This window comes from Rhizobium sp. NZLR10, assembly GCF_019685125.1.
In the GTDB taxonomy this organism is placed as follows: domain Bacteria; phylum Pseudomonadota; class Alphaproteobacteria; order Rhizobiales; family Rhizobiaceae; genus Rhizobium.
Genome location: NZ_JABDWE010000022.1, coordinates 40,062 through 53,368, shown reverse-complemented (window position 1 = coordinate 53,368; position 13,307 = coordinate 40,062). Strand labels below are relative to the sequence as shown.

The following is a 13,307-nucleotide window of genomic DNA, read 5'->3' as shown; positions in this document are numbered from 1 at the left end:
CATGGAAGCGCATGAGAAGGGCTATTTCACCGAGGAGAACTCGGTCGAGGTCGTGACCGGCCGCAATGCCGGCGCCAAGGACGAGCGGCTGAAGCAAGTGATGGAAGTCATCACCCGCAAGCTGCACGAGACGGTGAAGGAACTGGAGCCGACGCAGGACGAATGGATGCAGGCCATCCTGTTCCTCACCCGCACCGGCCAGATGTGCAACGAATGGCGGCAGGAGTTCATCCTGCTGTCCGACGTGCTTGGTGTTTCGATGCTGGTCGACGCGATCAACAACAGAAAACCCTCGGGCGCCTCCGAGAGCACGGTGCTCGGCCCCTTCCACGTGGCCGATGCGCCGGAATTGCCGATGGGTGCCAATATCTGCCTCGACAGCAAGGGCGAGGACATGGTGATCGAGGGCCGCATCCTCGACACGGAAGGCAGGCCGATCGCCAATGCCGTGATCGATGTCTGGCAGGCCAATGACGAGGGTTTCTACGACGTGCAGCAGAAGGGTATCCAGCCCGAGTTTAACCTGCGCGGCATTTTCCGAACTGGGCCGGACGGACATTACTGGTTCCGTGCCGTGAAGCCGAAATACTACCCGATCCCGGACGATGGCCCTGTCGGCCAGTTGCTCGGCAATCTCGGCCGCCACCCCTATCGTCCGGCGCATCTTCATTACATCGTCAGCGCCGGTGGCTTCGAGACGCTGACGACGCATATCTTCGACCCCGACGATCCCTATATCCATTCGGACGCGGTCTTCGGGGTCAAGGAAAGCCTGCTCGCCAAGTTTGATAAGGTGCATGATCCCGGGCGTGCCAGGACCTATGAATTCGCCGACGACTTCTGGGATGTGACGCACGATTTCGTGCTGTCCCGCTGCAAGGCTTGATAGCTTTAGACATAGGGCATCGTAGGAGGACGCGGTCGCCGCGTCCTTGTTTTTGCGCGCGAATCCTATTCCGTGGCGGTCTTGCGCTCGCGCTCGCCCATGAACGGTCCCTGGACCCAGTGAATCGTCTTTTCATGCTTCTCGACCGCACGGCGTAGTTCGGAGAACTCCCGCCTGAGATGGCCCAGGAACTTGCGGCCGGCGGGGTTCGAATAGGGCTTCTTGCGGGTCATGATCCCCAGCACCCTTTCGGGCTGCGGAATGTCGAGCGGAATGATAGTGATCTTGTTTTCGCCGCGAAAGGCATAGGCCACGGAATGCGGCAGGATCGCCAGCGCGTCGGTGCCGGCAAGATAGTTCACGACGCTGAATAGCGAGCCGCCGGCATAGCGCAGGCCGACTTCCTCGAGCCCGAGGGTCAGCAGGATATTGTGCAGGTCGAGCACTAGAGGCGAGCCTGGCAGCGGTGCGACCCAGGGGTAGTTGACGATATCCTCCGTCGCGACGCTGCGCTTGCGTACCAGCGGATGGCCGGCGCCGCAGGCGAGCACGTTGCGTGCCGGCAGGATCGACTCAAAATGAAGATCGGCTCGCATGTCGACCGACCCGGTCGGCGTGACCGCGAGATCGATCTGGCCAGAATCCAGTTCGGCGACGAGGTCGGGATAATTGCCATAGGACTGGTGCACCATGATACCCGGCTCGCCGCGCTGGAACGAGGCGATCATCGGCGAGACGACGGCATCCATGAAGAAGGGCACGCCGCCGATGCGCACCCGGCCGGACGATCCCGACTTGAAGCTGCGGATGATCTCCATCGCCTTGCGCGACGATGCCAGGATCGACTTGCCCTGCTGGCCCAGTTGCTCGCCGAGCGGGGTGGGCTGCATCGGCCGGCGGCCAGAGACGAAAAGCGGCTCGCCGATGCGCTTTTCCAGGATGGAGATGGTGCGTGACACCGCCGACTGTGTCATGCCGAGCATCGCGGCGGCTTCGGTCACGCCACCGGTTTCGATAACGGCGGCCAGCTGGACGAGATGAGCTTCGACGATCTTCATAGCAATTTGCTATAACTCCTATGAATAATGTCAATCAACAGGCGATTGCATCGGCTATAGTTGTGACGATCACGACGCGCGGCTCGCTCTGCCGGCAACCGTGGCTCCGGATGAACGCGGGGGAGGACCCGCGTCCGGAATTGGAGACCGTTTCCGGAGGAGGAAAACATGGCCCTTATCAGCGGATATCATCATCTGACGCTTTGCACCGACGGTGCGCAGGAAGATTACGACTTCTACACCAAAGTGCTCGGCCTCCATTCGGTCAAGCGCACCGTGCTATTTGACGGCACGATCCCCGTCTACCACCTCTATTACGGCTCTCGGAACGGCGATGCCTCCACCATCATCACCACCTTCCCGTTCCGGAAACCCGGTGTTTTCGGCCGGCGTGGCACCAATCAGTCCAAGATCATCCAGATGGCCATTCCCGTCGGCTCCGCCGGCTACTGGATCGACCGGCTGAACGGCAAGGGCGTCGAGGCAGCCAAGATTTCGCGCTTCGGCATCACCCGCGTTGCCTTCAAGCATCCCTGCGGCATTCCGCACGAACTGGTCGAGAGCCCTGCGGACAACCGCGCCTCGATCGTCAACGAGGCACAGGGCGTTGTTGCGGTGCATGGCATCAAGGGCATCTACGGCGCGGCGATCGCCGTTTTCGACCGCACCGCGATGGATGACTTCCTCGGCGTCGGAATGTCGATGACGAAGGAAGCAGACAGCGACGAAGGCCTGATGTTCTCGGTGCCGAATCCCGGCGGACCGACCAGCATGGTCGAAGTGCTGCACGAGTCGAACGGCCCCCAGGGCACTTGGACGCTGGCGGGTGGAACGATCCACCATCTCGCACTCAACACCGGCAACGAGGAAAACCAGCTCAAGCTCAAGGCGCATATCGAAGGCCTGGGCTTCACCGACGTGTCGGACCAGAAGGACCGCAATTATTTCAAGTCTTGCTATGTCCGTTCGCCGGGCGGCGCGCTGTTCGAAATCGCATGGTCCGTCGAGGGTGGCTGGGCACTCGACGAACCCGCCGACCAGATCGGCACCACGCTGGTTTTCCCGCCGTGGTTCGAAGGCCGCAAGCAGGAACTGATCGCCGGACTAGAACCGGCGAATTTTTGAGCCAATGCCGATGTCGCACCACGACGCACCGCTCCTCCTCGGCGTGCCACCCGAGGAGGCCTTGGTTCACTGCGTCTTCATCCATGGGCGAACCCAGTCGCCCGAGGACATGCAGGAGCAGGTGATTTCCAGGCTGAGGACGAAGGGCATCGCCTACCTTCTGCCCCGCGCGCGCGCCAACAGCTGGTACGACGCCCGCGCCACCGACGTGCTGACGGACTGGACCCGCAAGCAGCTGGAGCAGTCCATCGGCTATATCAGGGATCTGGTCCAAGGACTGTCGAACGGCCAGGCCCATCCGAAGCCGCTCGTTATCGGCGGCTTCAGCCAAGGCGCCTGCCTGGCGCTGGAATATGCCATGCAGCACGGGCCCTGGCATGGCGCAATGGCAGCCCTGACCGGTTGCCGCGTCGGCACGCAGACATGCGACCGCCCCTTCGCCGACCTCGACAGGCTGCCGGTCTATCTGACGGGCTCCGACAAGGATCCATGGATCCCCGTCGATGCCTTCGCCCATACGGCGGAGGCACTGGCACGGGCGCGCGCTCGGCTGCATTGCGACATCCTGCCCGACAGGTCCCACGAAGTTTCCGCGACCGAGATCGCGCAGCTGGAGAAGATAATGTGTGGGCTGGCGAATCAAAGCTGGTGGTAGGCCTACCGGCGGCGCAAGAGACCGGATCTGGAAGGACACCCACATCATTTCCGCGTCGAAAAATGCCCAAAGCCCGAAATCGCAGATGGGAGCAAAACCGCAGACGAATCAATCGATCGATCGCCGCCTTGATGAGAATCGAACAGCCGGCACTGTATCCATCGTCAAGAATTAGAATTTGAAGCAGTTCTCTCGGTGCCACTGAAGAAATCGAGGAGGTGGCCGCTCAAATGGTCGCGACGGGACGATCGCTTTTCCCGTCCTGTTACAGCCGGCATGAGGCCTTTCACCCATCCAGCCCCTTGAAGCGCACCGGTTGGTAGCCGCGCATCAACAGGCTGCCGAGCGAATAGGTGTTGCGGCAGACGCGGCCCTTGCAGGCGTTTGGCGACGCCTCCATCACCTCAACCTTGCGGTCGTCGGTGAAGCGCATGAACAGCAGCACATGCGAGCCGGGCTTGTTCAACGCGTCGCCCGGCCGCATCGACCAGGGGTCGGAGACGCGCTTGGTGATATCGGGAATGGCACGCGTCGAGACATGCATCTTCAGGCCCCAGGCGTCGCTGACGAAGCCGGAGCAATCGACGCCGAGGATGTTGGATTGCGGCGCGCTCTTGGTGCAGACATTGCCGGCGGTCTGGCCCTTCTCGACGCCGTCCATAAAATCCTCGAGCCGCGTCTTGCAGCCCCAGCAATAGGGAACGCCCTTGACCGTCTGTCCCTGCTTGCCGATCAGATAGATCGGCCGGCGCAGCCGGTTCATGTTGATGCAGCCGGGGCCTGGATCCTTGCCATAGGCGGTCGATGTGACCAGCCAGTTCAGCGTCTCGAAGCCGATCGCCCGCTCGATGACGTCGCTGCGAGACTTCGGCACGATCGCCACCTTCGGCCCCTTGCCCGGCTTGCCGGCATTCGGCTGCTTTGCCGGCCGGGCGACGGCAAGCTTGCCGCCAGGGTCGCGGCCGTCGAGCCGCAGCACCTGCGCCCGGCTTTCCTGCGATCTTAAATAGAGCACATCGCCGCGCGGGCCGATCGCCACGAAGCGTCTCGAAAACACCGTACCGGGGTCGATCGGCAGGTCGTAGACCCGGTCCATCGCCCCGTTCGGCGTGAAGCGCACCACCAGCATGCCGGTGCGCTCCGGCCGGTCGGCCGGCACCAGTTCGACCAGCGCATAGGGCCTGCCCGTCGTGTCGATGTCGAGAAGTTCGACGGTGCCGATCCTTGTCTCCGAGGTCAGCGGCAGCGACAGGAAATTCTCCTCCGAGCTGCTGCGCCGCAGCAGGATTTCGGCCTTGTCGTTTGCAGCCGAGACCTCGGCAACGATATCGCCAAGCCCGCGGCTCGGCACATATTGAATGACCGGCGGGCGGGCCTCGGGCCGGCTGGTGCTGCGGCCGATCTCGTCGACTATGCTGTTCAGCGGACCCGGCGGCACCGAGCCCATCGAGGCGAAGACCGAACGGGTGTAATCGTCGGCATCGCCGCCATCGACGGCGCGCAGCGTCTGCGACCTTCCGTCGGCCTCGGTGGAGCGCTCGAGCGGCACGACGCCGTCCGACCAGAGGTAGAGTTCGTTGTGGACGACGGCGAGATCTTCGGGCGTCGCATTTTCCGGCAAAGGCAGGATTTCGGGCTCAGCCTGCGAGCGTTCGGCGTCGACAGCGAGCACGCGGCCGTTATTCTGGTCGAGAATATAGATGGTGCCGTCGTCGCCGACGGTGATCGCCGCCGGACCGGATGCCTCGACTTCTTCGCTGGCGGAAATGATGCCGACCGAGCGGCCGCCGTCGCCGCTGCGAAGCTCGATCATCACAGTGTCTTTGGGAAAAACTGGGTCTTTGGCTAAAACCGGGTCTTTGGCAAAAACCGGCGAAGCGACCGCAAGTGCCGCGGCAATCAGAATATGCGACCCAAAACTACGCATGTCCTCGACCCCCGAACAGGACGATGTCAGGCCGGCTCGGCCCTCTGTGACCGTCAAGTCTTCGAAATGGTAAGATAGATGCGCCTCGTCAGCAAGCTGTTGCTTTCCAAACGATTTGGAGATCGGCGCCGGCGATAGTACAAGATCATCGTCTCGAAGATTTGCCGGCGGGAAATGCTTATGCTGGAATGGAATGGTGACGAACTGGCGCTCGACATAAGCTTGCTGGAGCAGGTGCGTGCCGCCCGGATAGGCTTCTCCGATCGCGTCTGCGCGGCCTCGCAAAGCACCGACGACAAACATCTGGCGCAGCTGCGCTCCGAGCCGACCTATCTGATGGCCGAGTTCCTCTATTCGATGAAAGTGTTCGGCATCAACACGGCTGAAGATATCGAGCGCTTCGCCGATCTGCACAATGATTACGTGGTGTCGCTCACCCGCGATCCGGCCAAGCTTCAGCGGCTCGGGCTGTCGCAGGATCGGGCGCTCGCCTCGATGTTCACCGCCGACACCAAGCCGCGGCTGATCCAGAACTGGGCCGATAAACCAGGCGCGATCGACCAGTCCAATCTCGCCCGTTTTCTGGTGGCGGTGATGTCGAGCGAGACCTGCCGCAAGACGCTGATCGATTTCGAGACGGCCGGCTTCATGCAGCGCAAGCGCTCGCCCTACGGCACCATGGTCGTCTGGTCCACAGGACAGATCGAGGAGATCTTCGGCGAGATGCTGCGGGATCTCCGCCTCGGCCTGCAGCAGTTGAAGATCCTCTAGCCAGCCAATTTCGCCCCTCCCAATCGATTGGCACTGAGCGCCGTTGCCATCTTTCCGGCCTCTGCCTATTGTCGGGATGCCAGTTATCCAAGCACTGGTCGCGCGCAGTGGCGCCCATAAGACGGATGTGACGACGATGACGAAATTCCGGCTCATAACCCTGTCGATCGGCCTCCTCATAGTGCTGCAGATGCCTGAACTCGCCCATGCCGGCCCGGCCGAGGATGCGCTGGCGGCGCGCAACCCTTCGCTTGCGGCACTCCGCCAGCATGACGGAAAGGCCTTTGCCGCGGCGACCGCGATCATTGCCGAGCACGAACGCGAGAAGGGGCTGACACCCGGTCAAACCAAGCTGCCGGATGCGACCTCGCCAGGGCGCGACATGGGCTCGGTGCCCGGCAAGGAATTGACGGTCGACAATCCGGATATTCTCTGGCTCTACAATTCCTCGCCCGAGGGCATGAGCGACCTGATCTCGATTTTGAAATCAGCTGGACAGAAACCCAAGAACTAAGCGCAATTCCGAAGTGGAAAAGACGACATCGGACGGCGAATATTGCCGATCCCGAGTCTTGCTCACGGCTTTTTCGGGACGGTTTCTTGCAGGTTCCAAATAATTTGTAACCCTCCCTCAAGCAAGACAGGCAAAGCCATCCCAATTTCGCCGGTCGGTGCTATTCTCATCTTCAACACAGTGTGAGATTGTTCGAAGAGGAGGTTTTCCAATGCTCAACCGCAAAGCCATCCTGGCCGCCGCCACCTTTCTTTCGTTCTTTTCGGTGGTTCCCGCCGTCGAGGCGCAGAACGAACGCACACTGACCGAAGCGCCGGCACAGACCGGGCCTGTCAGCATCACCTTCGATCGCGCCGAGGCCAAATACGCCATCGGCGAAGTTGTCGGCCTGTTCATTCAATCGACCGAGAATAGCTATGTCACGGTGCTGAACGTCTCGCCGAACGGCTCCGTCGTAAAGCTTTTTCCCAACAAGTATCAGACCGACGCCCTAGTCGGGGCCGGCAAGCGCGTGCAGGTGCCGGATCCGGCCAGCGGCGCCCGGCTGCAGGTGTCCGGCCCTGTGGGACAGGAGCAGATCAAGGTCTTCTATTCTTCCAAGCCGCTGAACATCTTCGCCGATCTCGGCGGCAGCGGCAGCGGCATGTTCCGCTCGGTTGACGGCGGCATGGATGCCGTTTCGCGCAGCCTTGAAGAAGCCCGCAGCCTCGGCACCAAGATCAGCAGCAAGACGCTGATGCTGACGACGGTCGACAGCCCGGCGGCGCTGCCGACCCCTGCCGCACCACCTGTTGCAGCTGCCCCCGCAGCAAAACCCGCACCGGTCGAACAGGCGGCAAAGCCGCCCGTTGCACCGAAACCGAAGCCGGTGATCAAACAGGAAGTCGCCAAGAAGCCGGAAACGGTGGTGGAAAAACCGAAGGCTGCCCCAAAGCCTGTGGCGCCGAAGCCGGTCGAGCAGGCCGCACAACAGCCGCCGAAGAAATACAAGATCGTCACCAATCTGGCGCCCGGCCAGGAGCTTGCCGCCGATGAGCTGCAATTGATCGGCCCCGCCGACACCACCTCGTCCACCCGGCCGACCCAATACACACAGCCAAAGCAGTATAAGCAGCCGGCCCAATCGTCGCAGACCACGATGCCGAAACTGCCGATGCCGCAGCTCAAGATGCCGCAGTTCAAGCTTCCCGGCGGTTTCAGCATCAAGATGCCGCAGCTGAACCTCGGCCGCTCGGCCGAACCCAGCCAGGCCGGCGAAGAGATCGAGGTCGCGAACGCCGATACGCCTGCCTGCACCGCGCTTCTCGACAAGCTCAACACCGCCGTTGCCGCCAAGGATATCACAGCCGCCGCGACTGAGGCCGATACGATCGCCGTCAGCGCCGATTGCGGCCAGTTCCAGGTGAATGCCCAGCGCCGCGTTGCGGCCCTCAGGCTTGCCGCTGCCCAGGAAATGATGGCCGCCAACCAGCCGGTCACCGATTACGAACCGCTGCTTGTCGCCGCCGATAGCCCGCAGGTGCTCTGGCAGGCCTCCGCCACGCTCGGCGAGATCTATTTCTCCGCCCGCCGCTTCGCCGATGCCGCCGCCGATTACCAGCAGGCGATCGAGATCATCAAGAACGAGACCCGCACGCCGAAGGCGCCGCCGGCAGACACGATCTCCGATCTGATCCAGCGTGCCGCCCAGGCCCGCATCCTTGCCGCCAACCCGACGAGCGACAATCCCCAAGGCAGCTTCGTGCCGGCCGAGAAGGATCACCGCAGCGGTGTGCTCGGCGGCATCTATTCCGAGAATGTCCGCGGCATCGTGCCGGTCTCCATTCCCGTGCCGATCACCTTCGACTTCAACAAGTCGAGCTTCACCTCGATCGGCACCGAGGCCGCCCAGGAATTGCTCGAAGCCCTGAAGGAGCAGAAGCCCGGCCGCGTCATCCTGATCGGCCACACCGACCGGCGCGGCGGTGACGATTATAATCAGAAGCTGTCCGAGCGCCGTGCCCAAGCCGTCGCCGATTTCCTCAAGAGCCACGGCATCGACGCTTCGATCGACGCTGAAGGCCGTGGCGCCTCCGAGCCGGTGGATGTGACGGCAACCGCAAACCTCACCGAAGACGATGTCGATGCGCTGAACCGCCGCGTCGAATGGCGCCGCGAATAGCCGGGGCGAGGGGAGTTTGGCCATGTCCGCATCCGTTTCCATGGCCGCCGCATTTGCCCTCCTCAGCCTGGCGGCCACCAACAGCCTGGCAAGGACGATCGAAGCGCCCGATCGCGGCGCCGTCCGAGCCGTGCTGATCGGCATCGACCTCTACCGCAACGTTCCACCGCTGCATGGCGCCGTCGCCGATGCCGAGGATCTTTCGCTTTCGCTGCGCTCGGTCGGCGTCGAGGACATGACGCTGCTGAAGAACGGCGAGGCCGACCGCGAGGGCATCTTCCATGCGATCGAAGCCGTCACCGAGCGGGCAGGGGCCGGCGATCTCGTCGTGCTCGGCATCGCCGGCCACGGGTCGAGCGAGCCGGAGCGCGTCAAGGGCTCGAAGCCGAGCGGCCGCGACGAGGTCTATGTGCTCGCCGGCTTCGATACCCGGCTGCCGGGATCGCGCGAACGCATCTTCGGCGACGAATTCAAGGTGCTGATCCGCAACCTCGAGGCCAAGGGCGCCGATGTCGTCTTCATCGCCGATACCTGCCATGCCGGCGGCCTGACCCGCGATGTCGATCCGCGCGGCGCCGCGATCACCTGGCGCCAGGCGCCGTCCTATACGATCGAGGAGGACGATCTCGCGCCGATCTCGACGACGGCGGATGCGCTTTCCACCGGCTTCGATTTCAAACGGCTGACCTTCCTCGCCGCCGTCGACGACAACACCAAATCGCCGGAGATATCCATTCCCGGCATTCCGCAGAAACGCGGCGCGCTGAGTTATGCCACGGCCCGCGCCTTCGAAGGGGCGGCCGACCGCAACGGCGACGGCGCCGTCAGCCGCCGCGAACTCTTCGAATATGTGCGCCAGTCGGTCTATCAGTTCACCGATCAGCGACAGAACATTTTTACCGAAAGCCCGCCGGGAACCGATCTCGACCGCGCGGTGGTCTACCATTACGAAGGGGCGGGAACGACGACAGAAGTAGCGAAATCAAGCACTCCGCCGCCCGCCGAGCCCGCGCCGATCGGCGTTGCCGCCCTCGGCGCCGCACCGGTGCTGCAGGGCATTGGACCGGCCATCACGCCGTTCAAGCTGACAGAGGGTGCGAATGCCGACATTGTCTTCGATCCGGAAAAGCGCGAGGCGATTGCCGGCGGCGATGTCGTCGCCTCCGGCATCGGTGCCGGCGACATGCCTTTCGTCGTCGACCGGATGGCCGCGCTCGACACGCTGAAGCGGCTGTCGGAGGTTAATCCGCAGACCGTGCGCGTCACCCCGTCCGACACCGTCCATCGCGAGGGCGAGCGTGTCGGCGTCGCGATTTCCGATCTAGCGGGCCGCAAGCTGGTGCTCTTCGACGTCACGGGCGATGGCACCGTGCAGTTCCTCTATCCCGGCGAGAAGGATGGCGATGCGCAGATGCCGGCGAGCTTCGATCTCGATCTTTCCGTCGTCGCCCCGTTCGGCACCGATCTCTTGGTTGCCGTCACCTCGGAAAAGCCAATGCCCGAGCTCGTCGAGTTCCTGAAACAGAACGACAGGCGCCGCACCGCCGGCAACATCGCCAGGCGGCTCGGCGAATTCCTGCCCGAGGGCGCCCGCCTCGGATTTACGGTCCTCTATACCTCCGCCGGAGCCAAGCTATGAGCGCGTCGATCAGCAAGGTCCTGACTATTGCCTCCGTCATGCTGCTCCTGGCTGCGCCTGCGCTGGGCCAGCAGGATACCGATTTCGCCGGCGAGGATGGCGGCCGTGTCATCGGCGGCCAGGCTGCGAAGAAGGGCGAATGGCCCTGGCAGGTCAAGATCCTGGCGCCCGATCCCGAACAGCGCGGTCGCTTCGGCGGCCATTGCGGCGGCTCGCTGATTGCGCCGCGCTGGATCTTGACCGCCGCCCATTGCGTCACCAGCGGCCGCTCCGGCAAGCAGGATCTGTTCGCCCGCGACCTGTTGATCGTCGAGGGCAAGTCGAAGATCGACAAGGTCATATCCGTCGACGGACCGGATAAACCCGGCCTTGCCGTCGAAGACGTGGTCATCCATGAGGATTTCGACCGCAAGGTCTTTGCCAACGACATCGCCCTGATCAAGCTTGCCGAATCCGCCGTCTCCAGGCCTGCAGTCCTCGCCTCGGCGGGGGATGACGAGGTCGAGGCCGCCGGTCACATGGCTGTCGTCACAGGCTGGGGTTATACCAAGGCCGATCACGGCTGGGACGACAAATACCTGCCGACCGAGCTGCAGGAAGTCGAGCTGCCGATCGTTCCGCGCGAGGATTGCCGCGCCGCCTATCGCGACAGCTCGATGCGGATGAACCCGATCGACGAGCGCAATGTCTGCGCCGGTTATGCCGAAGGCGGCAAGGATGCCTGCCAGGGCGACAGCGGCGGCCCGCTGGTTGCGCAGCGCCCCGACAAGAGCTGGATCCAGCTCGGCATCGTCAGCTGGGGTGCCGGCTGCGCCGAGGCTAAACATTACGGCGTCTATACCCGCGTCGCCGCCTTCCGCGACTGGATCGCCGCCAAGACCGAGGGCGATGTGCCGAATGTCGAAGCTTCAGCCGCCGGCGATCAGGTCGCCTCGACCACCACCAGCGCCGGCGCTGGGACGAAGCTGAGACAGTCCGGCCAGAAACTCGCCAACCTCGCCATCACCACCCCTCCCGCCGGCGATAGCGCGCCTGCCGCCACGACCGAAACGCCAGACGCCCCCACCGGCGAACCCGCCGCCCAGCCGCCTGCAGTCCAGACACCCGCCGTCCAGCCGCCTGTGGTCCAGACGCCTGCTGCCCAAACACCCGTTGCTCAGGCGCCCGCGATCGAAAGCTCTCCCGGCGACCGCGTGCTGCTGATCGGCATCGACGATTATGAGATGCGCGAGGCGAAACTGACCGGTTCTGCCAGCGATGTGAAGTCGATGCAGCTCTTCCTCGTGAAGACGCTCGCCTACCGCCCGGAACAGATCCACACGCTGACCAACCGCAAGGCCAGCCGCGAGGCGATCCTTGCCGAAATCGACGACTGGCTGGTGCGCCAGTCGACACCTGGAAGCCGGGTCTTCCTTTATTTCAGTGGGCAAGGTTCCGAGGAAATGGGCGCCGAGGCGACGACCAGCCCGACGCTTGTTGCAGCCGACGCCAAGCTGGTGCGCGAGGCCGGCAAGGTAACGGTCACCAATCAGATCCGCGAAACCGAAATCGCCGCACGGCTGAACAGCCTCAAGGACCGCCGCGTCACGCTGCTGATCGATGCCTGCCATGTCGGGCCGGGCAGCCGCAGCGCGGTGGCGGCGCCAAGCGGCGGCAACGTCCGTTGCCTCGGTCCGGCGCTGGCTGCGCTCGAACCGCCGAACAAGTCCGGCACGGAAGCGAAATTCTCGTTCGGCGGCGAAAACGCCATGGTCTGGTCGGCGGTCAATTCAGGCCAATGGGCGCTCGTCGACCGCGAGGCCAAGCCGCCGGGCGGCGTCTTCACCCGCCGCTTCATCGAAGGCGTTGAGGATGGCGTGGCGCGCGCCGCCGACAAGCCGAATGTCAGCAATGCCGCCCTGCTTGATTATGTCCGGCGCAAATCCGACGAATATTGCCGAACCCATGCCGACGATTGCCGCTTCACGCCGGTCCCACAGTTTTATGGCCAGCCGGATGCGCTCGGCCGCGATGTCATCACCGGCGAGGAGGCAAAAACCCCGCTCGCCGCCGTCGAGAACACGCTGAAAAGCGACAATGAGGCCGGCGTTGCCGTCGACGTGTTGCCTGGCACCTCGGTCGGCATCGGCGACAAGGTGGCGATGCGGGTGTCGACCAAGAAGTCCGGCTATCTGATCCTGGTCGATATCGATGCCTCCGGCAAGCTGACGCAGCTTTACCCGAACAAGCGCTCGATGGGGCTGAAACCATCAGCCAAGAGCGGCGACAACCGGCTCGATCCGGCCCGGCCGGTCGTCGTGCCCGATGCGCGCAATCCCTATACCGGCTTCGAATATGTGGTGGAGGGACCTTCCGGCGTCGGCATGGTCGTCGCCATCCTCAGCGACAAGCCGATCGAAGTGCTCGACCTGCCGGATGTGCCGACCCCGCTGGTCGGCCAGCGCGCCGCCTTCAACTATGTCTACGACCTCGCCCGCAGCCTGAGGATCGTCGGCGACGACGAGACTGGCGGCCAAGGCAAATGGTCGTTCGATTCCAAATTCTATCGCATCCGCTGAAGAGGAGGGAAGC

10 protein-coding genes are annotated in these 13,307 nt (G+C 63.4%); 8 read left to right on the top strand and 2 right to left on the bottom strand.

All coding sequences use genetic code 11. The features are described from left to right. The first annotated feature begins 1 nt into the window (after position 1). The gene (locus HJB82_RS27135; RefSeq protein ID WP_207585372.1) at positions 2-886 is read left to right on the top strand and encodes an intradiol ring-cleavage dioxygenase; all 885 of its coding nucleotides are present in this window, start codon (positions 2-4) and stop codon (positions 884-886) included. 65 nt (positions 887-951) lie between these two features. Here the strand turns inward: HJB82_RS27135 and HJB82_RS27130 are convergent, their stop codons facing one another. Next, positions 952-1,944, bottom strand: a complete 993-nt coding sequence (locus HJB82_RS27130; RefSeq protein ID WP_221132922.1) for a LysR family transcriptional regulator — start codon at positions 1,942-1,944, stop codon at positions 952-954. 168 nt (positions 1,945-2,112) lie between these two features. Here HJB82_RS27130 and HJB82_RS27125 point away from each other — a divergent pair, with 168 nt between their 5' ends. Then, positions 2,113-3,069, top strand: a complete 957-nt coding sequence (locus HJB82_RS27125) for a VOC family protein (RefSeq protein ID WP_207585370.1) — start codon at positions 2,113-2,115, stop codon at positions 3,067-3,069. A 10-nt stretch (positions 3,070-3,079) separates the two neighbouring features. Next, positions 3,080-3,724 carry an alpha/beta hydrolase gene (locus HJB82_RS27120; RefSeq protein WP_207585369.1) on the top strand — a complete coding sequence of 215 codons (645 nt, stop codon included), beginning with the start codon at positions 3,080-3,082 and terminating at the stop codon, positions 3,722-3,724. 286 nt (positions 3,725-4,010) lie between these two features. Here the strand turns inward: HJB82_RS27120 and HJB82_RS27115 are convergent, their stop codons facing one another. Continuing rightward, positions 4,011-5,651, bottom strand: coding sequence for a hypothetical protein (locus HJB82_RS27115; RefSeq protein ID WP_221142011.1), 1,641 nt, complete (start codon positions 5,649-5,651; stop codon positions 4,011-4,013). Positions 5,652-5,831: 180 nt separating this feature from the next. Between HJB82_RS27115 and HJB82_RS27110 the strand changes: the two genes are divergently transcribed. The 5 genes from HJB82_RS27110 to HJB82_RS27090 all read left to right on the top strand — a co-directional run bounded on the left by HJB82_RS27110 (position 5,832) and on the right by HJB82_RS27090 (position 13,294). Then, on the top strand, positions 5,832-6,422 hold the full coding sequence (locus tag HJB82_RS27110; protein WP_207585367.1) for a hypothetical protein: 591 nt from the start codon (positions 5,832-5,834) through the stop codon (positions 6,420-6,422). A 136-nt stretch (positions 6,423-6,558) separates the two neighbouring features. Then, the gene (locus HJB82_RS27105; RefSeq protein WP_207585366.1) at positions 6,559-6,936 is read left to right on the top strand and encodes a hypothetical protein; all 378 of its coding nucleotides are present in this window, start codon (positions 6,559-6,561) and stop codon (positions 6,934-6,936) included. A 211-nt stretch (positions 6,937-7,147) separates the two neighbouring features. Next, a complete protein-coding gene (locus HJB82_RS27100; RefSeq protein WP_207585365.1) occupies positions 7,148-9,097 on the top strand; it encodes a DUF4384 domain-containing protein in 1,950 nt (649 codons plus the stop codon). Positions 9,098-9,119: 22 nt separating this feature from the next. Next, positions 9,120-10,736 carry a caspase family protein gene (locus HJB82_RS27095; RefSeq protein WP_207585364.1) on the top strand — a complete coding sequence of 539 codons (1,617 nt, stop codon included), beginning with the start codon at positions 9,120-9,122 and terminating at the stop codon, positions 10,734-10,736. Further along, positions 10,733-13,294 (top strand): trypsin-like serine protease, encoded by a 2,562-nt coding sequence (locus HJB82_RS27090; protein WP_221142009.1) that lies wholly within the window; start codon positions 10,733-10,735, stop codon positions 13,292-13,294. Before HJB82_RS27095 ends, HJB82_RS27090 begins: the two co-directional genes overlap by 4 nt. Positions 13,295-13,307 lie beyond the last annotated feature (13 nt).

Excerpts from the sequence above, each read along its gene's own strand:
- HJB82_RS27130 (WP_221132922.1), bottom strand. The coding sequence starts at position 1,944 with ATGAAGATCGTCGAAGCTCATCTCGTCCAGCTGGCCGCCGTTATCGAA.
- HJB82_RS27135 (WP_207585372.1), top strand. The coding sequence starts at position 2 with ATGGAAGCGCATGAGAAGGGCTATTTCACCGAGGAGAACTCGGTCGAG.
- HJB82_RS27110 (WP_207585367.1), top strand. The coding sequence starts at position 5,832 with ATGCTGGAATGGAATGGTGACGAACTGGCGCTCGACATAAGCTTGCTG.
- HJB82_RS27105 (WP_207585366.1), top strand. The coding sequence starts at position 6,559 with ATGACGAAATTCCGGCTCATAACCCTGTCGATCGGCCTCCTCATAGTG.
- HJB82_RS27100 (WP_207585365.1), top strand. The coding sequence starts at position 7,148 with ATGCTCAACCGCAAAGCCATCCTGGCCGCCGCCACCTTTCTTTCGTTC.
- HJB82_RS27120 (WP_207585369.1), top strand. The coding sequence starts at position 3,080 with ATGTCGCACCACGACGCACCGCTCCTCCTCGGCGTGCCACCCGAGGAG.
- HJB82_RS27095 (WP_207585364.1), top strand. The coding sequence starts at position 9,120 with ATGTCCGCATCCGTTTCCATGGCCGCCGCATTTGCCCTCCTCAGCCTG.
- HJB82_RS27125 (WP_207585370.1), top strand. The coding sequence starts at position 2,113 with ATGGCCCTTATCAGCGGATATCATCATCTGACGCTTTGCACCGACGGT.
- HJB82_RS27090 (WP_221142009.1), top strand. The coding sequence starts at position 10,733 with ATGAGCGCGTCGATCAGCAAGGTCCTGACTATTGCCTCCGTCATGCTG.
- HJB82_RS27115 (WP_221142011.1), bottom strand. The coding sequence starts at position 5,651 with ATGCGTAGTTTTGGGTCGCATATTCTGATTGCCGCGGCACTTGCGGTC.